15 protein-coding genes are annotated in these 26,168 nt (G+C 52.4%); 11 read left to right on the top strand and 4 right to left on the bottom strand.

Features of this window, described 5'->3' with window-relative positions; all coding sequences use genetic code 11:
• The 8 genes from B156_RS0115420 to B156_RS0115385 form a co-directional block, all read left to right on the top strand.
• The coding region (locus B156_RS0115420) for a hypothetical protein (protein WP_018620654.1) at nucleotides 1–241 on the top strand (241 nt) is incomplete at its 5' end.
• 14 nt (nucleotides 242–255) lie between these two features.
• Nucleotides 256–1,284, top strand: a complete 1,029-nt coding sequence (locus B156_RS32210; RefSeq protein ID WP_018620653.1) for a sugar transferase — start codon at nucleotides 256–258, stop codon at nucleotides 1,282–1,284.
• The gene (locus tag B156_RS0115410; RefSeq protein WP_018620652.1) at nucleotides 1,263–2,204 is read left to right on the top strand and encodes a glycosyltransferase family 2 protein; all 942 of its coding nucleotides are present in this window, start codon (nucleotides 1,263–1,265) and stop codon (nucleotides 2,202–2,204) included. Before B156_RS32210 ends, B156_RS0115410 begins: the two co-directional genes overlap by 22 nt.
• 13 nt (nucleotides 2,205–2,217) lie before the next feature.
• A complete protein-coding gene (locus B156_RS0115405) occupies nucleotides 2,218–3,441 on the top strand; it encodes a glycosyltransferase family 2 protein (protein WP_018620651.1) in 1,224 nt (407 codons plus the stop codon).
• Between the two features lie 34 nt (nucleotides 3,442–3,475).
• Nucleotides 3,476–4,957 (top strand): O-antigen ligase family protein, encoded by a 1,482-nt coding sequence (locus tag B156_RS0115400; protein WP_018620650.1) that lies wholly within the window; start codon nucleotides 3,476–3,478, stop codon nucleotides 4,955–4,957.
• Entirely contained in the window at nucleotides 4,954–6,105 is a 1,152-nt protein-coding gene (locus B156_RS0115395; RefSeq protein WP_018620649.1) for a glycosyltransferase family 4 protein, read from the top strand. Before B156_RS0115400 ends, B156_RS0115395 begins: the two co-directional genes overlap by 4 nt.
• 127 nt (nucleotides 6,106–6,232) lie before the next feature.
• Nucleotides 6,233–7,090, top strand: coding sequence for a glycosyltransferase family 2 protein (locus tag B156_RS0115390; protein WP_018620648.1), 858 nt, complete (start codon nucleotides 6,233–6,235; stop codon nucleotides 7,088–7,090).
• A 56-nt stretch (nucleotides 7,091–7,146) separates the two neighbouring features.
• On the top strand, nucleotides 7,147–8,358 hold the full coding sequence (locus B156_RS0115385) for a glycosyltransferase (protein WP_018620647.1): 1,212 nt from the start codon (nucleotides 7,147–7,149) through the stop codon (nucleotides 8,356–8,358).
• Nucleotides 8,359–8,488: 130 nt separating this feature from the next.
• Here the strand turns inward: B156_RS0115385 and B156_RS0115380 are convergent, their stop codons facing one another.
• Together B156_RS0115380 and B156_RS0115375 are read right to left on the bottom strand one after the other, a co-directional pair.
• On the bottom strand, nucleotides 8,489–9,442 hold the full coding sequence (locus B156_RS0115380) for a hypothetical protein (RefSeq protein ID WP_018620646.1): 954 nt from the start codon (nucleotides 9,440–9,442) through the stop codon (nucleotides 8,489–8,491).
• Between the two features lie 56 nt (nucleotides 9,443–9,498).
• Nucleotides 9,499–10,266 (bottom strand): 4'-phosphopantetheinyl transferase family protein, encoded by a 768-nt coding sequence (locus B156_RS0115375; RefSeq protein ID WP_018620645.1) that lies wholly within the window; start codon nucleotides 10,264–10,266, stop codon nucleotides 9,499–9,501.
• A 117-nt stretch (nucleotides 10,267–10,383) separates the two neighbouring features.
• Between B156_RS0115375 and B156_RS0115370 the strand changes: the two genes are divergently transcribed.
• From B156_RS0115370 to B156_RS0115360, 3 genes are all read left to right on the top strand, one after another.
• Nucleotides 10,384–11,382 (top strand): T9SS type B sorting domain-containing protein, encoded by a 999-nt coding sequence (locus tag B156_RS0115370; RefSeq protein ID WP_018620644.1) that lies wholly within the window; start codon nucleotides 10,384–10,386, stop codon nucleotides 11,380–11,382.
• 70 nt (nucleotides 11,383–11,452) lie between these two features.
• A complete protein-coding gene (locus B156_RS0115365; RefSeq protein WP_018620643.1) occupies nucleotides 11,453–13,804 on the top strand; it encodes a T9SS type A sorting domain-containing protein in 2,352 nt (783 codons plus the stop codon).
• Nucleotides 13,805–13,868: 64 nt separating this feature from the next.
• Nucleotides 13,869–15,308, top strand: coding sequence for an MOP flippase family protein (locus tag B156_RS0115360; RefSeq protein ID WP_018620642.1), 1,440 nt, complete (start codon nucleotides 13,869–13,871; stop codon nucleotides 15,306–15,308).
• A gap of 36 nt (nucleotides 15,309–15,344) precedes the next feature.
• Here the strand turns inward: B156_RS0115360 and B156_RS0115355 are convergent, their stop codons facing one another.
• A complete protein-coding gene (locus tag B156_RS0115355) occupies nucleotides 15,345–19,367 on the bottom strand; it encodes a non-ribosomal peptide synthetase (protein WP_018620641.1) in 4,023 nt (1,340 codons plus the stop codon).
• A 6-nt stretch (nucleotides 19,368–19,373) separates the two neighbouring features.
• Complete coding sequence (locus B156_RS0115350) at nucleotides 19,374–26,063, bottom strand: type I polyketide synthase (protein ID WP_018620640.1); 6,690 nt, start codon at nucleotides 26,061–26,063, stop codon at nucleotides 19,374–19,376.
• Between the last annotated feature and the right edge of the window lie 105 nt (nucleotides 26,064–26,168).

Here is a 26,168-nt window from a genome sequence, read left to right as displayed (position 1 = left end):
TCAGGCCCGGTCGGTCAACAAGTTGGATTTCCATGTGAACACCGCTTTGTCAGCGGTCAATATCGCCAAAATAGAGCAGGGCGTTGGTCAGCAGCCTTTTTCGATGGCTGATGTAAAGACCCTGTATCACAACAAGTTATTACTGGATCGTTTTTTTTCCATCTTACCGCAAGGCACTGAGCTGACTAAAAATGACCCTCAAGTGCGTCAACTGTATAGTTTCGGCTGTATAGCTGCTTAATTATTGACGAACTATTGTTAATTATAGTTGATAAAAATACGGGGCCTGCTACGGTGACGAACATCCGCAGCAAAACAGAGTATAAACTGGTACCGGTGCTTGTCACCTGCCGTTTTGGTGAGAATCATCTGGTCCGCAAAACCCTCGCTGCCGGGGTAACCGATATGCTGGTTATCAACGAGGAAAATTATTCAATCCAAACAAAAATAGATTATTATCTGAGCCTGTGCAACCAGGTTCAAACGCTTCAATCTACTGATTATCAGGCATCTGCTTACGAATACCAGTATAGTACACCCTGGTGGAAACGGTCAATCGATGTTGGCGTTTCGTTGTTGATATTAGTGCTCCTGTCGCCCATCATGTTACTGGTGGCCTTGCTGATACTGATTGATTCCAAAGGTCCGGTCATCTATAAATCCAAACGGGCAGGCGCTAACTTTTATGTGTTCAATATGTATAAATTCCGGACCATGAAAGTGGATGCCGACCAGTTACTCGATCAACTCTCTGCCCACAACTTATATGCCGAAGCTTCCCACCCGTCAACAGATACCATAACGGAATTATGTCCTTCCTGTAGTGAACTGGGTATAGCCTGCCAGCAAATACTCATTGATCATAACAAACCGATTTGCGAGAAGGCCTATCTGAGCGGAGCCGGGAAGTCGGCTAAATTCATGAAGTTCCGTAACGACCCCCGCATTACGCGGCTTGGCACCTTTTTACGTAACAGCAGCATTGACGAATTGCCCCAACTGGTAAATATTCTGGTTGGCGATATGTCGCTGGTTGGCAATCGGCCCCTGCCCCTTTACGAAGCAGAAAAACTCACGTCCAACGAATTCGCCCAGCGCTTTTGTGGCCCGGCTGGCCTGACGGGTTTGTGGCAAATCAGCAAGCGGGCGAAAGGCCAGGGTATGATGTCGGACCGGGAACGGACATTACTCGATATTGACTACACCAATAATTTCTCTTTTAACACCGATATTCAAATCATCTGGAAAACTTTTTTCAGTTTATGGCAAAAAGAGAACGTGTAACTGATGCAGCGTACCCAGCAGACGAGTCGGTACTGGTGTCAATTATCACGATTAATTACAATCAAGCTGAGTTAACCCGTCAATTCCTGGATTCGGCCACTACCCTAACGTATCCGAATTACGAACTAATCATCGTCGACAATGCCTCGGTTCAACCGTTGAGCGCCAGCATTAATCTCCATCAATATCCCCACGTACGGTTAATTCGCAGCGAAGTCAACCTAGGCTTTGCCGGGGGTAACAACCTGGGTATTCAGGAAGCGAAGGGCGATTATTTTTTCATCGTCAACAACGATACGGAGCTTTCTCCAGCACTACTCGACGAACTACTGAAACCATTCCGGGAACATGAACAGATTGGAGTTACCTGTCCTAAAATCAGGTTCTTCGAAATGCCCAGGCTAGTACAGTATGCGGGGTATAATCCCATTAATTTATATACGGGACAGGCTACGGCCATTGGCTATAACCAGGCCGATGATGGTCAGTTCGATAAGCCGCACACCACGTATTTCGCGCATGGTTGTGCCATGATGGTTAGCCGCAACGTGGTAGAGCGGGTTGGCCGTTTTGCCGAACGCTTCTTTCTTTATTACGAAGAACTCGACTGGTCGCAGCGGATTCGGGACGCTGGTTTTCTAATTTACTACCAGCCTACTGCTACTATCCTGCACAAGGAGTCGGCATCCGTCGGTCAAAACAGCCCGCTCCGCACCTATTACCTGACCCGGAATCGTATACTGTTTATGCGACGGCATAGCACGTTACACCAGCGTACGATCTTTTATCTGTTTTTCGGTGTCTTTGTGTTTCCTAAACATCTCCTTTCGTATCTTGTCCAAGGAAAAATAAAACACGCAAAAGCTTTCGTTCAGGGGGCTTTCTGGCATTTCACGGCAACCAGCCTATCAGCCGTTTAACCGGGTATCCTTCATGACGTTTTTCTATTCCCTAACCGGGTTTCTATTTTTTCTGCTGGCCTTCCTCGTCTTCTACACCTACCTGGGCTATGGTATTCTGGCCTGGCTTTTGGTGAAAGTATTGCGGAAGGGTGACGAACGACCAGTCGTTCAGTCAGAGTATTATCCTGCTGTGACGATGGTGATACCTGCTTACAACGAACGGGATTATCTGCCCGAAAAATTACAAAACTGCCTGACGCAGGATTACCCGGCTCACCAGTTGCAGCTCCTGTTTGTGATAGAGGGGTCGACGGATGGTTCGGCCGAATACCTGGAGCAGCAACAGCAGCGGCTGCCTAATTTAACCCTTATTTCGGGCACCCGACGACTTGGAAAAATTGCTGCAATGAACAACGCAATGAATCTGGTAAAAACACCCATCACCATTTTTACCGATGCCAACACGCAGCTCAACCCCGAAGCCGTCAGCCGACTCGTCAGCCGCTTCAAACCCGTTGGGGTGGGTGCCGTAACGGGCGAAAAACGCATTCAGCTGGCGGGACAGGAGGCCGCAGCGGGCAGTGGCGAAGGACTATACTGGCGCTACGAATCATTCCTGAAAAAGCTGGATGCCCGGCTTCATACCATTGTAGGAGCAGCCGGTGAGTTATTTGCCATTCGTACCGACCTGTACGAACCGGTAGAAGCGGATACCCTGCTCGACGATTTTATCATTTCGCTGCGCATTGCCGGCCGGGGTTACCGCGTCGATTACGCCCCCGACGCGTACGCATTGGAACGCCCATCTGAATCGGTACGGGAGGAGATGAAACGGAAGGTTAGAATTGCAACGGGTGGTTTTCAGTCGATTCAGCGACTGGCGCACCTGCTCAATCCGTTTACGTATGGCTGGCTGAGTTTCCAGTACATTTCTCACCGGGTATTGCGCTGGGCCGTTACGCCGTTTTGCCTGCCGCTGCTGATTTTATTGAATCTTGTTATGATTACGCAGCCAGAGAGCCCCGGTACCGCTTTTTTAACTCAGCCGTTCTGGAAAAGTATGCTGATTGCCCAGGTCGTGTTTTACGGTATGGCCGCGGTGGGTTACGTGCTGGAGAATCGGCAAACGCGCTTCAAGCTCACGTTTGTACCGTTCTATTTTGTTTTTATGAACTGGTGCGTACTGGCCGGGTTTGCCCGGTACCGGAATGGTAATTTATCGGGCGTGTGGGAAAAATCCAGACGGGCCGCGTGAGAAATCAGCCACACCATTGACTTAGTATAAGACCATGCTTAACCAAACTCATACACTTTCGATACCCGAACACTGGCGCTACAGTCGCCACCTGTTCACGGTGCTAGGTATACTGTTAGCCCTGCTGGCAGGCTGGCTGATCGGTTCGTGGGGGGTGTTTGGTGCGCTTATCACCGTGGGAGTACCGGTGGCTCTGCTGGCGGGTATCGGCATCCTCCTGGAGCCCAGACTTGGCTTACTGCTCTACGTGAACTTTAGCTTTCTGATCGGTTTCTCCCGTTTTTTGCCGGGAGAATTAGCCCTGGGTACGGCACTTGACGGCCTGCTGGTGCTTACGTTGCTGAGTACCTTTCTAAATGGTCGGCGCATGAATTGGCAACAGTTACGCCGGCCTGCTTTCTGGATACTCATCGTTTGGTTGTCATTTACCATTCTGGAATATTTCAACCCCGAACACCCCTTTCCCCCCGCCTGGTTTTACCACGCCCGTTCGTTTTCATTAAGCTGGTTTTTGCTCGCCATCATCGTGTCGGTAAACCCGATCAAAAAATCGGACATTCGGATATTCTGTACGCAGTGGCTTGTCTGGTCCTTCCTTGCGGCCTTGTGGGGTTTCAAACAACAATACATCGGTTTGGAATCGGCCGAACTCCAGTGGCTGGCCGAAGGGGCTGCCAAACAGCATATTCTGTGGGGTCAGTTACGCAGCTTCTCCTTCTACTCCGATGCCGGTCAGTTTGGTTCTGAAATGGCGGGGGTAACCCTGGTGTGTATTCTGCTTCTCTTCGAGACCAGGTCGTGGCTTTACCGCATTCTGTACGTAGTGCTGGCTATCGTTTTTTTCTGGGGCTTTGCCATTTCAGGAACGCGGGGAGCTTTATTCGTGATTCTGGCAGGTTTCCCGGCCTATTTTGTCCTGAAGCGTAGCCCTGTGCATATCATGCGCGGACTTATAGTGGGGATACCCATATTCTGCTTCCTGATGTTTACGCACATTGGCGATTCCGTGTATCAGATCTGGCGGATACGCTCCGCCCTTCACCCGACAAATGATGCCTCCTTTCTGGTCCGGCTGGAGAATCAGCAAAAGCTCAAGAACTTCCTGAAAGACAAGCCCTATGGCGCAGGTATCGGTACATCATCTGGAGCCGGGCAACGATTTTCACCCAACTATTTTGCCGCCCAGATTCCCACCGACAGCTGGTACGTTCAAATCTGGATCGAGACCGGCGTTGTTGGCCTGACGCTTTATTTACTCATGCTATTTAGCATTATGCTCATTGGCACCATAAAAATCTGGCAACTGAAAGACCCCTGGGTAACGACTATCATGATCGTGCTCCTGGCCGAGTTTGCCGGTATTTGCGTCGTGAGTTATACCAACCCAATTCTGGGCCAGTTTCCCACCAGCAGCATCCTGTTTATCAGTTCGTTTCTGTTTACCACCTGCGACCGGTGGGATACGCCGACAGTCCCGAAAACAGTCGATACCATTCGTAGAAAAGTAGCTATATGAGAATAGGCCTCGAAGCACAACGGCTCCTGCGCCCGCACAAGCACGGGATGGACATTGTGGCCCTGGAAACTATCCGGGCGCTGGTGGAGTACGATCAGCACGAGTTTGTTGTTTTCGTAAAGCCGGATACCGACCGAAGCGGATTGCCCGATGCACCAAACCTTACCCTGGTTGAATTACCGGGCGGGCCCTACCCCGTCTGGGAACAGTATGCCCTACCGAAAGCCGTGAAAGACTACGGTATCGACCTGCTGCACTGCACGGCCAACACGGCCCCCCTGCGCTGTTCCGTTCCCCTGGTGGTCACACTCCACGATATTATCTTTCTGGAAAATCAACCCCTGCGGGCGGGTAGCTGGTACCAGCGGTTCGGGAATCAGTATCGGCGCTGGAACGTACCCCGCATGGTGAAGAACTGCGAAAAAATCATTACCGTATCGGACTTCGAGCGACAACGCATCATCAACCACCTTCATCTGCCCCCCACCCAGGTAGTATCCATCTGGAATGCTGTCAGCAGGCAATTTCGTGTCATTGATGATGCCGGGCAACTGGCGGCTGCCCGGGCCAACTACCACTTACCGGAATCCTTCATTTTCTTTCTGGGTAATACCGATCCCAAAAAGAACGTTCGGGGGGTGTTGAAAGCCCTGCTTTTGCTGGAACAACAGGGGCAGTTAACGATGCCGGTTGTTATTTCCAATTTACCCGCTGCCTCACTCGATGCGCTGTTGACGGACATCAACGGTCAATCTCTGGCCAGTCATATCACCCTGTGCGGCTATATACCCAATCATGAATTACCCTTGGTGTACAATGCAGCTACGGTATTTCTTTGCCCTTCCCTCCGCGAAAGTTTTGGCTTGCCTATTCTGGAAGCGATGGCCTGTGGTACCCCTGTGCTGACGGCTACAACTTCATCCATGCCGGAAGTGGCGGGCGATGCGGCCCTGTTGGTAGACCCAACATCGGCAGAAGCCATGGCGCGTGGCATTGGGCGGCTCATGCAGGAGCCCAGTCTGCGGGACACCTTACGCCGGAAAGGGCTGCAACGGGCGGCTTTATTTTCCTGGCAGGAAACTGCCCGGCAACTACTCGACGTATATACTTCCTCTCTGGTCATAGATAATAAACAGTTCGTTTCCTGAGGTAACGCTCACGAAAGTATAAAAAGCCCCATCCCACACCACCTTAAGCAGTCTAATTCAAGGTGTTACACTTTTTCATTTTAAAATTATTGTACTGGCTCCCTAAAAGTGCATGCAATAATTAGCCATGACTATTTTTTCAAACCCCGAATGGATTTCTCAGTACGACTATCCATTTGAGACGGTCGATCAGGTATCTCAGTTGGTATTCGACGGGATAAATGCCCGTCTCGACCAGCGTATCAGTCAGAAACCACTGGTTTCTATCGTGATTGTAGCGTTCAACGAGGAAATTAACATCCTGCGTACGATTAGTTCGTTATCGGCCATGAAGACAACGATTCCGTTCGAGATCCTGGCCGTCAATAATAACTCAACGGATCGAACGCAGGAAACAATCGACAAACTGCACGTTAAGGGATTTTTTCAGCCTGTTCAGGGCTGTGGACCAGCCCGGCAACTGGGTCAGGAACAGGCCACCGGGCACTATATTCTGATGGCCGATGCCGACTGCCTGTACCCGCCAAACTGGCTGAACGAAATGGTTGCCGTATTGCAACAACCGGGGGTAGTTTGTACGTATGGGCAGTATTCGTTCATTGCCCCGCCCGATATTCCCCGCTGGGGGTTCGCGCTGCACGAAACCCTGAGAAATGCGATTGCCGAATTACGGTACCTAAAACGACCGTATCTTAATGCCTACGGTATGAGCATGGGTTATTTGCGGGAAGCCGGGTTGAAAGCCGGTTTTACAACCAGAAACATTCGGGGTGAAGATGGGCGATTGTGCTTCGATATGATGCAATACGGCCGGGTAGTGCCCATGAAAACTCACTCGGCCCGGGTCTGGACCGCCCCCCGAACCATTCTTCAGGAAGGCACGCTCTGGCACGGATTTATAGTACGGGTCAACAAAGAACTTAAACGGGTATTTTCTAACTTTACTTCACACCCACCCCACGACACAAAAACCTCTCTGAATTAACTCATTGCTTTTTCACCTTCTTTATCTATCGATAACACCGTTTCCTAAGGCGCACAATGCAACAGTTTGATAGTATAATCTGTCTTGGACAAACTACCTGGGAGGGTGACTTCCAGAAGGCAGTTGTGCAACTGATGACCGAATTATCGGTACGGCATCGGGTTTTATACGTTGATTATCAGTACACCCTCAAAGACTGGGCTATGAGTGTACTGGGTAAACAGGCGATTCCCATTCAGGAAACGATTCGCCTGAAAAATCCGCTTACTAAAAAGACCTTTTCAAACGGCTCCGAAGTCCACGTCTGGACTCCCCCCCTGATGCTGCCCGTAAACTGGATGCCCCCAGGACTGCATGATTTGTTTGTGCAGCAAAATATAAGCCGGCTGATCAAAGGCCTTCGGCGGGTGATGCGTCAGCTGGACATGAAACGCCCCTTGGTTATCAATGGCCTCAACCCGGTATTCGGGCTGTCTATGCTGGAACAGCTCAATGAATGTGCTACGATTTACTACTGCTTCGATGAGATAACCATCATCAACTGGATGAGTAAGCACGGCAGCCGCTATGAGCCGGATTACCTGAAACGCGTTGATGCGGTGGTGACAACCTCCGAAACCCTGCGCCGGTCTAAATCTCTCTTGCAGTCCAGTGCCCATTGCGTTAAAAACGGGGTCAATTTCGAGTTATTCAATCAGGCTTATCACCTGGCGCACCAGCAACCTCTACCCCAGAAACCGATAATCGGGTATCTGGGCACGGCCGACAATCGGATCAATATCGATATTGTTGAGTATTGCGCCCGAACCATGCCGGATGTGACGTTCCAGTTTATTGGCGAGGTTCACGAACCCAGCCTGAGGCAGCGCTTATCAGTGTACCCCAACGTTGTGTTTACGCTGCCCGTTCAGCCGGTAAATCTGCCCCCGTTGCTGGCGCAGATGAAGGCGGCTATGATCCCGTTTGTTTGCAATGAGCACACATACACGATCTATCCCCTTAAAATAAACGAATACCTGGCAGCGGGTCTACCCGTTGTATCGACTCCTTTCTCGCTGCTGGATGATTTTGATGGTGTCATTGAACTGGCCGATAGCCCCGTCCGCTTTGCGCAGGCACTACGCCATGCCTTAGCCGATACCAGCCCCCAACGGGTAAACGAACGTATCGTGATGGCCCAAAATAATTCATGGGCAAAACGGGCGGAGGAGTTCGAAGCGGTTATCCAGAAAATACCGAACGCCTACATCCCCGAACCAGTAGCCTGAATTCTCGATACCATAGACCCCACCCAACCCTCCCCGGTAGGGAGGGCTTTCAATTAACTGGGTTTAAGTCGGTAAACGATTAATCTGTTGATTGATAGAAAAAGAACAATTCTACTATATATCTACCTCATCAATAATACTGACTCACGTACTCAAACACTTGTTCGGTGTTTTTGGCGTGCAGAATCTGCGCTCCGGAAAGTGCGGGAAAGATGGTGGCATATTCATTAAAATGGTGCTCCATACCCCCACCGGGATGCGAAAGAATGATATTTATTCCCCCAAAATAACTGGCCAGGGCAGCCGTCCCCCCGTGCATGGATATAAACCGGTCGGTGTTGGCGTACACCAGTAATTGAAGGTGATTGAAGCTGGACACCTCACTCCGGTACTGTTCGTGCAGGTCGTGCATCAGGATTACGTCCGGGTGCTTTTCCCGCAACCAGGCATGCTCGTTCAGATCCATTATTTCGCTATTGTCCAGTACAATCTGCGTAGACAGGGGGCGGTTGTAGATAATCTGGTAGGTGGATTTACAGGCCTTAATAATCCGATCCAGGGCGGGTATATCCAGAAAATTGACCGGAGGTTTGTCCCATTCGATGTTGTATTTATTGGCGATGACCAGCAGTGGTTTATCGAACACAAACCGATCATTTTTGTAATGGCTTTTGAAGGGCACCCGCGCCCATTTGGAGTAGTCGAACGTTGGGCTGTGCGTCATGTTAGGCACATCGTAGTACCCGTAGCCAGCCTGCCACACCCGTTTTTCGTACTGCTCATCGTGGTTTGCACTGAAAAAGTAGAACTCCTTTGTGTTGGCGCAGGATATAGTTTTTTTGAGGGTACCATTCAGGTGATGCCAGTAGGCAAACGGGAGCACATACCGGAGTTCCTGATCGAACTCGCCGTGGTAATCAATGACTTTATACGGCTTTTTGGCCATATGGTCGCTCACCAGGAAGCGGGTCTGATTCAGCCGGGCAAAATAATTATCCCGAATAAAATAACGCAGATCGCGCCGGATTCCCGGGTACCGGAGCGATGCAACGACGTACAGAAACTTCAGCATCAATTGCTGCATACGAGAGGATTCGTGTTAGTAAAAAAGTAAACGGCCAACAAATGGCACACCCTGGTTTATGACTCCTGTTGGTCGAACAGGCCACTATCGAGCGTATAAAATTTAGGTATTCCCTCCCAGTCTCCATACGCTATAGCGGCCGAATACCCGTCCGAAACCCTAAAACTACTGACACTCCACGGGCCGGCTGCGCCAATCAGCTCACGCTCAATTAGGTGCCTGCCATCCAGACAGGGGACCCGTTGGAAATCATCATCCAGCCCCTTACCGGTTGCTTTGACCAGGGCTTCTTTCCGGGTCCATGACCGGTAAAACAACAAACGGGAATCGTTCGCTTCTATATATTGCTGCTCAACCGCCGTAAAGCTATGCGCCAATACATCCTGAAAAGCAAAGTCAGGGTTGTTTTCTTCGACGTCAACGCCAACGCTGGTCACTCCGATGGCTACCAGAACCCACTGACCAGCGTGCGACACATTGATGTGCCAGCGGTCCGAATCCTTAATTTCGGGTTTTTGATTTTTACCGACCGTAAAACAGATATCGCCCGGCCGTTGGTGGGTATAGCGTCCGGCCAGCGTTCTTACCATGTGTCTGGCGCAAACAAACCGGTTTCGATCCTCGGCCCGGCGAAACCGCCCGGCACGGATGATCTCATCGGGTTGCAAGGCGGTTTTCTCATAATCCGGTGGTATCTTGTCTGCTAACCAGAACCGGAATACCGCCATTGAATCGGTATACGGACAAGCCGATTCCGATATCCAGTGGGTAGCGGGTAACGTTGCACAGGAAACGAAGGTATCGGTTACTTTTTGCACCGTCATGAGTCGGTAAATTAGGAGGTACTGTTTTAACAAAGCACCCGGCTATGTTTCCAGACCCGAAAGCCAGCAGAAAAATGGCAATCCGGGTACGTTTCTGTTGTTCTAGTGCACACGTATATGGCTTCTGAGATTCGTACGTTCGTCAGAAATTATTTTCTGCAATCTACTACGTTACCGGTAGCGATCAAGCTGACTGCGTGTTTTTTGTGCGTCTTTTCTCAGTCCGTCACAGCGCAGGTTTGTGCTGACCCATCAGGCCCGCTGGTCGTTAATCAAACCTTCGGAATATCCGGCAAAGCCTTATCGGCTGACCTGACATCCTACCCGTACGAAGCCATCAATTGCCCCGGCGACGGGCAGTATACCATTGCCGCTACGCTTGATGGCTCCTGTTACAACGCCACCTGGCACGTTATCGGTAGCGATCATACGCCCAATGAGGCAGGCGGGAGCATGATGCTCGTGAACGGCGGCAATAAAGCCGGGCCGTTTTATCAGCAGCCGGTAGCGGGGTTATGCAGCGGTACTACCTACGAGGTTTCGTTCTGGATCATCAACCTGCTCCGAACGGGCACCTGCCTTAATCCGCTGATCCCCAATCTCGCCATCGATATAGTGACTACAAACGGGGTAGTGATTCAGTCGACAGCACTTGGCCTTATAGCACAAACAGACGAGCCTGCCTGGCGACAGTACAAAGCCGTATTCACCGTACCGGCGGGTCTGGATGATGTCGTTATAAAACTGGTTGATTACCAGGGCGATTTTGGGTGTGGAAATGACATGGCCATCGATGATTTTCAGGTGAAGCAGTGCAGCGAATGTGTCGGCGTACCCGAAGCCCTGTATGTTCCTGACATTTTCACGCCTAACAATGATGGCATCAATGATGCGCTGGCTGTCTTCCTGCGTGTAACGGGCGTGACTTCTTTTAGTCTAAACATATATGACCGCTGGGGAAACCCGATTTATGCCACTACGGACCAAACCCGGTATTGGGATGGAACCTACGCTGGTGTGCTCTGTCAGTCGGATACGTACACCTGGGTAGTTGCCTACAGTACCATTGGCAAAACTAGGTACGTACGTACCGGTCATGTACTGTTAATGCGCTAACCCGCTGATAGTCTGGTACGATTTAGTGAACCATTAAATCCTGCGGACTATCATCTCATGCACTGCTTTTATGAAAAATACACTGCTTACGGTACTGGCAACTTCTTTTGTGCTGCTGCTTTTCGCCCAAACCGATGTATACCACACAACTGCCTTAAACACGATAGCGGTTTTAAAACCCGGCAGCGTAGTCAAAATACCCATCGACCCCAAACGCTGGTATCAGGTCGTTAACGCCACCAATGGCCTCGATGCGCTGTTTGATGGCGATACAACGAAGGCGGTAAACACCGGATTTGGCAAGCTTTTACCCAGCTTCGATGCGTACTACCCACTCCTGGCCGGTGAGCAGATTAGCCTTGAGCAGATTCGTTTCTACGACGGGTCCGGTGAAAATACGGAATCCCCCATGACCTTATCCATCATAACGGAGCAGTGGGAACGCATACCCGTTGCCCGGTTCATCGGCACTAAATACCAGACCTGGGTTGGCCCTGACCCGGGCCAACCCACCTTATTTACGTTGAAAAAATTCATGACCAATGCCCGGTATCTGGTGTTGAACAGCTACGGGTCGTATCCTGCCGAAATGGAGTTATACGGAACCTATCAGGCGGGTCAGGAACCAGCGCTGGCTCCGCTGCAACCGTCGCCTTTTCGGAATAAAGCAGGGATTAATGGCTTCGAGTGGAATATTGAAGATTCCGATGCGCCTACCGCGTTGCGCCCCGTTGATGATAAACGGGTTGAAGCGATAAAAAGCTTTTCGTCTTTCCGTCATTACATGGACTGGGACAAGCTGGAAGCGCAGCAGGGACGCTACACGTTCAATCCTACCTTCAGCGGCAGCTGGGATTACGATGCCATGTACGAGCGGCTCAAAGCGGAAAATATCGACGTGCTGGCCTGCTTTCAAACCCTGCCTAAGTGGATGGAAGAAACCTACCCGGCGGGCGGGCGCGATTATAGTAATGTGCCGGCAAGGTACGGAGCCGATCTTTCCGCTCCCGGCTCTTACCTGGAACACGCCCGGGTAGCTTTCCAGTACATAGCCCGCTACGGCTATAATAAACACGTCGACCCGGGTTTATTGACGGTCAGCTCAGAAAAAACGTGGGCGGGCGTAAATACGAAAAAGATTGGTCTGGGTCTGATTCGCTATATCGAATGCAACAACGAGCCGGATAAGACCTGGAAGGGGCGGAACGGCTACCAGTCGCCCCGCGAATACGCAGCCAACCTGTCGGCTTTTTACGATGGGCACAAAAATACCCTGGGTGCTGGTGTAGGCGTAAAAAATGCCGACCCATTCGTTCAGGTTGTCATTGGTGGCATTTCGGCATCTACCACCGACTACGTGCGGGCCATGATCGACTGGTGTAAAGAGTTCAGGGGTTACCGCCCCGATGGGTCCGTTGACCTCTGCTGGGATGTGATCAACCAGCATCTGTACGCCAATGATGCCCAGTCATCGCAAAATGGCGGGGCCAGTCGGGGAGCCGCGCCAGAGCTGGCCGGGGTGGGTGAGCAGGCAGCCGCCTTCGTGAAACTGGCCCGGCAATATGCCCGGGGGATGCCCGTCTGGATTACCGAAGCCGGGTACGACATCAATCAGGGCAGTCCATTTCGGGCCATACCCATTGGCAACAAATCAGTTTTGGCAACCCAGGCCGACTGGATTCTGCGAACAGCGCTACTCTACAGCCGGGTTGGTATCGACCGGGTATTTTTCTTTCAGGCGTACGATGGTAATGTGGCCGACCCTACTCAGTTTAGTTCGATGGGTTTATTGAACGACGATGCGACAAAAACGCGCAAACCAGCCGCTGACTTTCTATATCAGGCAACGAATTTACTGGGCGATTATCGGTACCAGGAAACGGTTAAACCCGCCAATGGCCCCGGCGATTTGCTTGTTGATCGGTACGAACTGGATGGGCAATCGGCCTACGTGTTGGTCATACCAGACGAGCGGGGGCGCACAGATACGTATACGTTAGCAGTCAGTCCGGGCGACAGCGTGCTGGTTTGCGTACCAGCCGCCGGGCAGCGGGAAATGACGCGCACGGTAAATGTGAGTCAAACAGGTACGATTTCGATAAACGTGAGTGAAACACCCGTATTCGTTATGCCCTTGACCAGGTCCGGCACCGAAGTAACTGACGACTTAAGCACGTTGCAGGTGTATCCAAACCCAGCGGCCGATTATGTAGAAATAGTCATTGAAAATGGCAGTTTGAACCCAGTGCTGGCCCGTATTGTAAGTCCTGCCGGACGGCAATACCAGCAGGTAAGTTTTTCAAAGACAGGACGGGTGTTACGCACGCAAATAGACGTAAGTTTACTCCCTGCCGGCACGTACCTGCTGGATATTCGTCAGGGACAAACGCGGGTTGTAAAAAAAATCACTAAACCCCGGTAAAGCAGGGAACGGAACGCCGTTCTTCAGGTAAGTAAGCTAACACCGAAGAGTACCCACATGCGTAATGAGTAATACAAAAAAAGCGATGGACGGGGGGAAATGGATCACCGTCTCCACCGTCATCTCCACCTTATTTCAATTTGTACAGGTAGCAGTGCTGGCCCGTTTGCTAAGCCCAGCCGATTTTGGCCTCGTCGGCGTCAGTAACCTGATCATTGCCTTTTTTCAGGTGTTCGCCAACCTGGGATTCTCTAACTCAATCATTTACAAGCAGGAAAGTGACCGGAATGTATTATCGACCCTGTATTATTTGAACCTGACCGTTGGGGTAGTCATCTTCATTCTCATCCACCTGACGGCGCCTTACATCATTTCGTTTTACCACGAACCCAGGCTGGCGCAGGTACTCAATTTATCGTCGTATTATTTTCTGATTGCCTACTTCGGTCAGATATACATGTTTCTGCTGGAGAAAGAACTCAAGTTCAAGTCGGTAGCCATCATTGATATAACCGGAACGGTGATGGGTTCCATCGTGACCGTAACGCTGGCGTTTAATGACTACCATGAGTTGTCCCTCATTATTGGTGCGCTGGTGATGCAATCGGTAAAATCGGTCCTACAGATAACCTTTGGGCTCCGCTTCTTTATGCCCCGGCTGTTTTTCAACATTAATAACATAAAAGAGCACCTTCGCTTCGGCATCTATAACATGGGCGATGGTTTTCTGGGCTACATCCAGTCTAACACCGACAATATTTTTCTGGGGGGCATGCTGGGGGTAAAAATGCTGGGCTACTACACCATTGCCTACCAGCTTTGTGTATTTCCTATTATGAAACTGAACCCAATAATTTTGCAGGTTGCTTACCCGATTTTAGCCAAAATGAAGGAAAATACGGCTGACCTGAAGAAATCGTACCTTAAAATTCTGGATTTTATCAGCTACTGCAACCTGCCCCTGCTGGCAGGATTATTCATCACGGCCGATGGCGTTGTGCCGCTTATTTACGGCCCCGGCTGGGAACAGACAACGGATTTGATCCGGATTTTTGTGTTCGTTGGTATCTTCATCTGTCTGAGCCACCCGCTTTATACCATAGCGTTCACGAAGGGAAAACCAAACCTGCTGTTTTACCTGAACCTGGGCACATTGATTGTAAAAGTCCCCCTGGTATACGTGTTTGGTACGTACTGGGGCGTTACGGGTATTGCCATAGCCTTCCTGCTGACTACGTTCCTGAACATGATTGTCAACTTCGGTATGGTCCATTACCTGATTGGCGACTTCATAGGCGATTTCTCCCGAAACATAGCCAAACCAATCCTCTTTTGTTTGCTAATGGTTGGCCTCATCAGTTTGTACCGGCTGTTCATAGGCGAATCCGGCCTGATGAACGTACTGGCAGAAATCGGCATTGGCGGGGCTGCTTATCTCCTGCTCACGTTAACCTACAAACTCTCCTACGCCGAACTAAATGCGTACCGGCAGGGAATACTATAGATTCTGCCAGTAAGCATTTATGCCTGCTATTTCGCCTTAGGCGTTATCCAGGGCGCGTTGCAGGACGCGGGCAAACACAACATCATTGGGAGGCAGTAACATGGTAGCATGGTCACCAGCCACGTCGTGGACCCGAACGCCCCCAGCCGCGTAGTCTTTCCAGCCCAGGTAGTGAAAATCGTCGACAAAATACAGGCGGGAAGTAGCTCTGAACAGATCAATAGTACCTGTATAGGGCCGGAGCACGTAGTTTTGAAATGCAGTTTCGTGTTTATCCATCAGGTAAACCAGGTGAGCCGGTTCATCTTTCGTTTCGGATTCCCGGTCCACCCCCACTACCCGCAGTAATGCATTCATACGCGTACATAGCACCTCCCACTGGTAGGCAATGGTGGGCAGGGGACGCTTTATCAACGATTGCCCGATCCAGACCAGCTTGGGCAATTGTCGCCCTACTTTCCAGATAACCCGGCCCATGGCGGTGTGGTGGTTGATAAGGGCGCGGGCATCCGTATCAAACATAGCCAGCATTTTTATCTCCTTCCCCATGGCCGTAAGCTGCTGGGCCATTTCGTAGGCTACGTAGCCCCCGAATGAGTAACCGGCAATAGCATAAGGCCCCGTCGGGTTATGTTCGAGTATCTCGGCGATGTAGTGAGCGGCAATATCTTCCATCCTGTCAAGGGGTTCTTCGGTACCGTCAAGCCCCTTTGCCTGCAACCCATAAATAGGTTGATCCGGATCGGTATGCGCTATCAGTCCACTAAAATTCAGCAGGTTAAGGCCAATTCCGTGAATAATATAAACGGGCACTTTACCGCCTTCCGGCTTGATGGGTACGAGTGATTTGCTGGTAGCTGGTTTTTGACTCTCCTCTACCAACTGAGCCAGTTTCCGAATAGTAGGAAACTCGAAAAGGGTGGAGAGCGGCAACCGGCGCCCCGTTACTTTTTCGAGCCGGGTCATCACCTGCACAGCATTCAGCGAATGACCACCGATGTCAAAGAAATTCTCGTCAACATCAATGGTATCGAGATCGAATACCTCAGTCCAGATGGATGCCAGTACCTGCTCTGCTTTCGTTTGGGGAGGGGTAGCCTGCTGCTGAGTCTGAACGCGGGTGCCAGGCTGGGGCAACGCCTTTTTATCGATTTTCCCGTTCGCGGTAACGGGTAGTGCTTCCAGCAGAACAAAATTATTGGGCAGCATATAATCGGGCAGCACCTGCCGAATGCCTTGTCGCCACAAGCCAATTTGGGCTTCCTGGTCACTGATATACTGACCGGGAACAATGTAAGCCACCAGCCGCTGGTCGCCCGGTGTATCTTCCCGGGCAATAACGACCGCATTTTTCACGCCTGCCTGCTTCAGCAGATGGTGTTCAATTTCGGCCACTTCAATCCGGTGACCCCGGATTTTCACCTGCTGGTCAATGCGACCCAGGTAATGAATGGCCCCGGTGGTATCGAACCGCCCTAAATCGCCGGTCCGGTAAAGCCGGACAGACGCACCATCTGCCAGAGGGAAATCAATAAATTTCTCGGCGGTCAGCTGAGCCTGGTTCAGGTAGCCGATGGCCAGCCCCACACCCGCAATGCCAATCTCGCCCGCCTTGCCGGGTGGCAGTGCCCGTAACTGCTCATCCAGTATGTACACCTGGGTATTATCGATTGGCCGACCAATGGTAATGGATTCATCGGTGGGTAAAATCTGAATGCCTGTGGCGTAAATCGTGGTTTCGGTAGGCCCGTAGAAGTTCCACAGGGAGCGACACGATTCCATCAGCTTGCGGGCCAGATCCATCGGCAGGGCTTCGGCGCAGGAAATAACAACCAGCTTTTTGCTCCCCCGCCAGCCCGCTTCCCACAGCATACGCAGCGTTGCCGGGGTAGCCTGAATAAAGGTGACCTCCTGAGTAGCGATTAGATCGGCCAGTTGCTCGCCATTCCGGCTCGTCGCGTTATCGACCAGAATCAACTCGGCCCCCGCCAGCAAAGGCGTATAAATTTCTACCGTGGCCAGGTCAAACGTAACCGTAGCCAGCGCTATTGTTTTGTCGGCCGGAAGCAGTCCCGGTTTTTTCTGTACGCTCAGCAGCACGTTAACCACGCCGTTTTGTTTGGTTTGTACCCCTTTGGGCCGACCGGTGGTGCCCGATGTGTACAGTACATACATCAGATCATTGCCGGAAGAGGGCACGGGCGGATCGGTGGTTGGGTAGTTGGCCAACGTAGGCCAGACGGTTTCGATAACGAGTTCACGCTGGGGTGATTTGAACCGGCCCTGCTGCGAGCGCGACACAATCAGAATCGGACAGGCCGAGTCGGCCAGGATAAACTCAAGCCGGTCGGTCGGGTGCAGGGGGTCAAGGGGAACGTAGGCAGCACCCGTTTTCAGGATGGCCAGCATGGTTACCAGCAACTCGAGCGACCGTTCGACGGCCATACCAATGCGCTGACCAGGCTTTACGCCCTGCTCCATCAACAGGTAAGCAAACTGACTGGCTTTTTCATTCAGCGCCCGATACGTAAGGGTGCTGCTCCCAAACCGGAGAGCGGTGTTGTCGGGAAATTTACGGGCGGTTTCGCTGAAAAGAACGTGCAGGGATTTCTCCGCCGGAAAATCGACCTGGGTGTTATTCCAGGGCATATCCAGCGAGTGTACAGGCTGGCTACTCCCCACCAGAATGTCGCCCAGGCGCACCGTTGGCGAGTCAATAATATGCATTAGCAGCTGTTCGAACTGCCCGTGAATCGTGCGTATCGTTTTAGCCTCGAATAACTGGGTATTGTACGACCACTCCAGCACCAGTTTCTGCTCCGACCCGCTCGCATTCAGCGATAATTCGAAGGTTTCGAAGGCTCTCGGATTGCTGATGAGCTGGTGTTCCAGTCCGTAAAAAACAACGCCGTTATCCATACCAATATCAACGTTGAACACGACGGGCACCAGGGGAAGCCGCGCTATGTCGCGCTTGATGGGCAATTTTTTCAGCAACCGCCCGAAGGTTAATCGCTGGTGCTCCAGCGCGTCTAACAGGCCCAGTTTTCGCTCACCCAGAAAGGCCAGGAAAGTCTTGTCTCCGGCGGGCTGGCTCCGCAAAGGCAGTAAATTGACACAATGCCCTACCAGGCCCGCCATACCCGTTGCCGACTGTCCGGCCGCGGGTAGCCCCAGCACAATATCTGTCTGATCAGTAAGCCGATGCAGCAGTACCTCAAAGGCGGCCATCAGGGTAGTAACGAAACTACACCCTGCCTTGATACCCACGCCTTTGATGCCCCGCACCAGGGAATCTGCCAGCGGAAGATCCAGCCGGTTACCGGCATACGAACGAACCCGCGGCCGGGCAAAGTCGGTTGGCAGGTCCAACACCAGCACTGAACCCTGGTATTGGTTAAGCCAGAATTGCTCAACTTCCCGATACTCGGCACTAGCCATGTACGCCTGTTCCTCAAGCGCATACGCCAGCAGCGAGGGAGCTGCCGCCAGGATAGGCGTACGATTCTGGGCATACGCGGAGTAGAGAACGCTCAGGTCCTGCAGAATAACCCCGACCGACCAGCCATCACAAACGATGTGGTGGGCCGTGAGGGTAAAGTGGTGTACCGTGTCCGACAACCGGATGAGACTTGCCTTAATCAACGGTCCGAACGTGAGGTCGAACAGGTGGTGCGCATCCTGCAGGGTGTATTCCCGCACGCATTCCTCCCCTTCGGGACCGGGTCGATCCGAACAGTCTATCCAGGCAATGGGGACCGACACATCCTGAAAAACAACCATTTGAAGCCCGTCTGCACTAAATGCCGTGCGTAATCCTTCGTGCCTGCGTACCAGTTCCTCAAACGCTTTCTCGAAAGCCTCCCGTTGCAGAAGTCCGGTAAGCCGAAGCGAACAGGACTCGTTGTAAGCGCGGTTAGCATCATCAGTACCAAGCTGACAGGAGGTCCATATTTCCGTTTGCGACTCGGTAGCGGGTGCCAGACTAAGGATGGCCGGACCGGCAAACGGATCGAAGTCAACCGCAATAAACTGTTCGTTTGTAGTGCTTTCCGTCATCCGTACTCAATTTAATTTAACCTGTAGGTATTTACCTGGCAGGGCTGGGTTAGGAACAAACCAGGCCGGGTTACCATCCACATCACGCCCTAGTTTGGCATCGGCAGGTGGTATAAACCGAGCAAAATCCGCACCACTTCCGGGGCTTTTTTCGGTTACTGACGTTTCTTTCCAAAAAAAACCAGCGTTTATCAATTCCTGGATACTTTCTGTAAACTGACGGATTATCGTATCTACTTCAGCGTAGGTGTGCGCTTCGGTCAAAAAGCAGGGAAAACCATCCCAGATATGAATGCCTTTATCCCGCATCAAAGTAAATAAGAGCTCTCCGTAAACGACTTCTTCAGTAAATTTTATCTTCCAGAGTGAGCCAAAATGAACCACTACCAGCGGCAGTTTCCACTGAGAAAGTACCGCATTCAGTTCATTGGCAAGCCGGGTAGTTTTCCGGGTGAGGTCTTCCTGCAGTTGCGGGCCACGCTCCTTCATATAGGTCAGAGATGCTTTGGCAGCGGCCAGTGCCAGCGGATGCCGGACGAACGTACCCGCAAAATAGGTAACGCCCACCTCGGGCACGGAGGCATCGCCATACTGCCAGAAGCCGCCATCCAGCGCATCCATGAACGCCCTTTTGCCCGCAATAACCCCAATGGGCAGGCCCGCTCCCACTACTTTTCCGTACGTGCCCAGGTCGGCTTTGATGCCAAACAGGGCCTGGGTTCCACCGGGATGAGCCCGAAAACCGGTAATTACCTCATCAAAAATCAGCACGGTGCCCGATGCTTCGGTTACGGCACGTACCTGTTTTAAAAACTCGACGGGCACAAACTCGGGTCGGCGGCTTTGGACCGGTTCTACCAGCACGGCGGCCAGTTCATGCGCCCGCTCGCGAATAATCCGGAGGCTTTCGTCGGAGCCGTAGTCCAGAATCAGCATGTTCTGCACCGATTCGGGCATAATACCGGGAGCCGCCGGAAATGACTTCAATTTTTTGGTACCCCGAACCAGTACCTCATCCACAATGCCGTGGTACGAGCCGGAGAACGCCACAATCAACGACCGCCCCGTTACGGTTCGGGCTATTCGCATGGCACCCAGTACCGCTTCGGAACCCGTGTTGCACAAAGCAGCCCGGTCGGCACCGGTCAGGTCGCAAATGAGCTGACTCACATCGCCCGCCAGTTCGTGCTGTGGCCCTACCTCAAAACCCAGTTCAATCTGGGCGTGGAGGGTTTCTTTCAACCAGTCGGGCTGGTAGCCAAACATGTTTGAACCGAAACCATTCAGGGCATCGATGTACTCGTTACCGTCAATGTCCCAAAGATGACTACCTGCCGACCGATTCACAACCAGCGGATACACCAGTTCTTTCGTATAAGGTCTGAAGCCCGACACCACGCGCGGGTCAGCCATCCGGGCACGGTGTTGCTGCGCGTATGCTTTGCTCTTCGCAGTTTTGCCGTTATACCGTTCGGTTAGCTGCCGGATAAATTTCTGTTGGGTATCGCTCAGTGCCGACCCCTGCCGATCGATACGGGCCGTTGCCCCGAACGGCTTTTTAAGCTCTACCGTCTCTTCCGGTGTCAGGTCTGCCGTATCGGCCACGGCATGACCATTCGAACGGCTTTTCATCACGCCATTTACCGGCGCAATGGGTGCTGGGGTCGGTAATGTAACTGGTGCGTTACCCGCCTGCAGCAGTTCAATCTGTTTGGCCAGTAGCTGAATTTGCTGGGCTATCAGGTCCAGCGCCGGATTGACAGCCGCTGTGGCTGGTTGCGTAACCGATGCCCCATACGGAACAGATACGGGCGGCTGCACGGGTTGCTGAGGCTCGGCCGGGAGTATCTGATCGAGGTAGTCAGCCAACTGCTCAGGCGAGGTATAGTCGTTTGTTAGCTGCCGGAACGTGATGGGCACCCCAAATTCTTTTTTTAGTGTCAGGGCTACCTGCGTCAACAGAAGTGAATCCAGTCCGATTTCAAGAAAACTGGTATCGGGTGCTACGCCGTCCATCTCAATACCGGAAGCCTCCTCCAGCAGCTGATTTACTGTGTGGATTAAGGTATGTTTTCGCATAACGATTGGTGTGTTCTGATCGGGCACTATGACTCCCTGCTGCGTCAATCCATGGGCTGAATTTAGTAAATGTGTGGCTACAACCGGCGTTAAATTAACTTCGCGGTCTGACACCGGCGGACTTACCGGATCGAGCCAGCATCTTTTTTTAGTGAAGGCGTACGTAGGCACGGTCACTTTTTTCCGTTGCTGGCCCGCGTAAAACCCAGCCCAGTCCGGGTCTATTCCGTTCTGATACAATAACCCAAGCGTGGTCAGCATCGACTGGCAATCGGCTTTCCAATCGGGCATATCAGGAATACCGGCCAGCACCGTTATCGGTTTTTTACCCGCCTGCTGCCGGGCCAGTGTGGCCATAACGTGCCCCGGCCCTACCTCCAGCAGAAGTGGGTGACCCAGCGTAAAAATAGTATCCAGTGCGTCTGAAAAACGTACCGTGTCGCGTAGATGCTTGGCCCAGTAATGCGGGTCGGTAGCCTGGGCGTCGGTCATCCAGGTACCACTCACGGTCGAGACAACCGGCATTTGGGACCGATTCAGGGTAACACCCGCTACTACCTCCGCAAACTCAGCCACGATAGGGTCCATCATGGCTGAGTGAAAGGCGTGACTGGTCGAAAGCGGTTGATTGGGGATTTCCTGTTCGTCCAGCAGGCGCGCAAAATCGGCGATGTGCTCATCAGGGCCTGCCACCACGCATAATTTATGACTGTTGATAGCTGCCAGCGAAAGATCAGGCGTCATCAGCGGGGCAACCTGGTCAGCCGACATCCTGACCGATAGCATACTGCCCCGTGGTTGTTCACTCACCAGCTTCCCGCGGGTGGCTATCAGGGTCAGCGCATCCGACAGGGAGAAAACACCCGCCAGGTGGGCCGCCACGAACTCACCGATGCTGTGCCCGCAAAACAGGGTTGGCTGGATGCCCCAACTCATCCACAACCGCGCCAGTGCGTATTCCGTCACGAACAGGGCGGGTTGCGTGTAACGCGTGTTTTTCAGTCGCTGCTCCGCGTCTAAATCCACCGTTTCCGGGTACATGACCCACCGGATATCCGTACCCAGGTGGGGCAGCAACTGCTCGGCGCAGGTGTCAACAGCCTGCCGGTATACCGCTTCGTGCGCGTACAGCCCGCGTCCCATGTTCAGGTACTGCGCACCCTGACCGGGAAACAGAAAAGCCACCTCGTCGGGCCGACTCCCGGTTTTCACGGCTGGTGACGTTCCTTTTTCGGCCGATAGTTTATCCTGTAGTTCCACCAGCCTAGACGCCACCACAAACTGACGATGCATAAACGGGGCGCGGGTCGTTTGCAGGGTAAAGGCAACATCAACCAGGTCCAGTTCGGATGTCTTTCCGGCAAAATTGGCCAGACACTGCGCGTAAGTGTCCAGGCTGGCGGCTGATTTCGCCGACCATGTAACCAGCTGAACCGGTCTTCCGGCGTTAGTTATGGGTTCCGGATTGAGAAACTCTTCCAGTATTACGTGTACGTTGGTCCCGCCCACGCCAAACGAACTCACCCCGGCCCGACGCAGATTTTCCTGTTGACTGGGTTCGGGTTGCCAGTCGGTTAATCGGGTATTGACAAAAAAAGGACTATTGGCAAAGTCAATAGCCGGGTTTGGGGTCGAAAAATTGATTGACGCAGGAATCTGCCGGTGGTATAATGCCAGGGTGGTTTTAATGAGTCCAGCCACGCCAGCCGCCTGGGTCAAATGCCCCATGTTGCTCTTGATGGAGCCAATGGCGCAGTACTGGTTGATGGGTTGGTCACCAAAAGCCTGAATCAGTCCGTCAATCTCTATCGGATCACCCAGGGGTGTGGCCGTTCCGTGCGCTTCTACGTAGCTGATGGTGGCAGGGTCGATTTGGGCGTCGGCTATCGCCATCGCAATGGCACCCGCCTGCCCTTCGGCGCTGGGAGCCGTAAAACTTCCTTTCCCTCCCCCATCATTATTGACCCCAATCCCTTTGATAACGGCGTAAATCGTATCGCCATCCCGCTCGGCGGCTTCCCGGCTTTTCAGCAGCACAACGCCCGCTCCATCGCTGAAAACAGTTCCCCGGGCGTCGGCATCGAACGACCGGCAATGGCCGTCCTGACTCAGCATGGCCCCTTCCTGGTACAGATGCCCACTATTTACGGGCGTGGTAATGCTGGCACCTCCTGCCAGTGCCACCTCACATTGCCCATTCCGAATACTCTGCACCGCCTGAGATATAGCCAGCAGCGAGGTAGAACAAGCCGAATACACACTCACAGCCGGGCCTTTCAGGTTTAACTGGTACGCCGTTCGTGAGGCTATATAATCCTTTTCGTTCAGGGTCATTACCTGAAAAGCACCAATCTGGTCGATCAGGTCCTGGTGTCCCGGTATGTTATGCTGATAGTATGTATTGTTCCCACACCCGGCAAATACCCCCACCCGACCGGCATACTGCTGCGGCAGGTACCCTGTTTGCTCCAGGGCTTCCCAGGCAATTTCCAGAAAGATGCGCTGCTGCGGGTCCATGAGCTGAGCCACGTTGGGTGAAAGGCCGAAAAAGTGCGCATCAAACTGGTCGACCTGGTCGATAACGCCCCGCGCTTTCACGTAAAGCGGATCATTTTTAAGACCGGCCGGTATGGAAGGGTCCAGTTCATTATCCGTAAAAAAGCGGGTTGTTTCCCGGCCTTCTTTCAGCAAATCCCACAACGCGTCGATGGTACTGGCACCCGGGAAACGCCCCGCCATACCAATTATGGCTACGTCTGCATGCGGGGAAGGGCGTACTTCTTTTTCAGGCTGATTTCCTGTTGCGGTTTGGGCAAAACGCCCCTGGCCTGCCCCTTTGAGAAGCTGTATATACTCAGCAAGGGCGGCAATGGTCGGGTACTGGTATAACTTGATGACGGAAAGAGTAGGCGACTGTTCTTTCAGGGCCGCTATCGTTTTTTGCGCCAGCAGGGAATTACCGCCCAGTTCAAAAAAATTATCATCCAGCCCAATCCGGTCAATCTGGAGTACACTGCACCATATTCGGGCAATGGCCTGTTCCAGTTCCGTCCGGGGTTTGCGGTAGGCAACCGTTAACTCCGGCCGCGTGCGATCCGGTACGGGCAACCGTTTTTTATCGACTTTTCCGCTACTGGTTTTGGGCAGTGCATCCAGCCAGATAAAAACCGATGGCATCATGTAATCGGGGAGTTTCTGGTCGAGCCGGGTGCGAAAGTCAGCTTGTGGCGGAGTTCCTTCTACCGGCACGATATAGGCTACCAGTTGTTTCTGGCCATCGGGTCCGCTATGCGCCACCACCACCGCCTGACTGACGGCCGGTAGCTGGCTGATGATTACTTCTACCTCACCCAGTTCCACCCGGTGCCCCCGAATTTTCACCTGATCGTCGCGACGGCCTAAAAACTCAATGCTCCCATCGGGCAGCACCCGGCCCAGGTCACCAGTCCTGTACACACGTATCGAACTATCGGCAGCCGACTGTAGCTCGGTAAATTTCTCCTTTGTCAGTACTGGATTATTGAGATACCCTTCGGCCAGGCAGGCCCCGCCAAAGCAGAGTTCCCCCGTCTGGCCGTCGGGCAAGGGACTCATGTTTTCATCCACCACCCACACATTGACCTTGTCAATCGGATAACCGATGGTGGGCAACGGTGGCCAGGAAGCCGGATTACCGGACAGGGTTAGTTGGGTAACAACGTGGCACTCCGTAGGGCCGTACTGATTGAACAACAGGCACTGGGGCAGGGCCGAAAAGAACGCGGCAATCTGAGGAGTAATCTTCAACTGTTCGCCAGCGGTCATCACCTCGAACAAACCAGCCGGAAAACAGTGGGTGTTTACGGCCACTTCTGCCAGGTACTGTAGGGCCACAAATGGCAGAAATAACCGGTTGATTTCCTGTTCGTCGATAAACTGTAACAGCGCGTTCAGGTCCAGCCGCTGTGACTCATCTACCAGCACCAGCGTTCCGCCCGTAGTCAGGGTAGCAAAAATCTCCTGAAACGACACATCGAAACTTAACGGAGCCAGTTGAAGCGTTCGGGTACCCGTACCAGCTTTTGAGTGCTTTGCCTGCCATTGCAGGAGGTTGACAAGGGGACTGTGCCCCATGCAAACGCCCTTGGGTTTGCCGGTAGAACCGGACGTGTACAGTACGTAAGCCGTGCTGGTTTGGTGGGTAACCGGTTGAGGGGGCGAATAAATCGGTTCCTTATCCGACCCAATGACCCGAAGTCCCAGGCGCTTGAACAGGGCTTCATCGGCTTCCGTAGCTACGCTCGTTTCAAGGCCCGAATCGGCAATGATCTGCTGCAAACGCAGGTCAGGATACGCTGGATCGAGGGGCAGGTAAGCTTTACCGGCTTTCAGAATAGCCAGTACGCCGATAACCATCGCGAGATTGCGGGTGGCACTAACCCCAATCCACTCGGCATTCGGATCGGTAAACAGGATTGTCTGGGCAAGGGCGTCTGCCCTTTCGTTGAGTTGCCGGTACGTTAGTTCCTGCTTACCAAACCGTACGGCCACCCTGTCTTTATGTTCGGATACGACCTGCTCAACACGTTGCTGGAGGGTAACGTCCAGCCTGCTATTTATGTCTTTACAGCCATCCATATCATTGCTTAATCAAGTCCCAATACGTATCTGATTCACAGTCAAATTTCCCGATTTAAGTCAGGCGCAGTCCATATCGCTCTTCTTTTGATGAGTCAGGAAACC

It is taken from the genome of Spirosoma luteum DSM 19990, from assembly GCF_000374065.1.
Lineage (GTDB): Bacteria > Bacteroidota > Bacteroidia > Cytophagales > Spirosomataceae > Spirosoma > Spirosoma luteum.
Note: the sequence above shows the minus strand (reverse complement) of the source record. Positions and strands in the feature narration are given on the sequence as shown.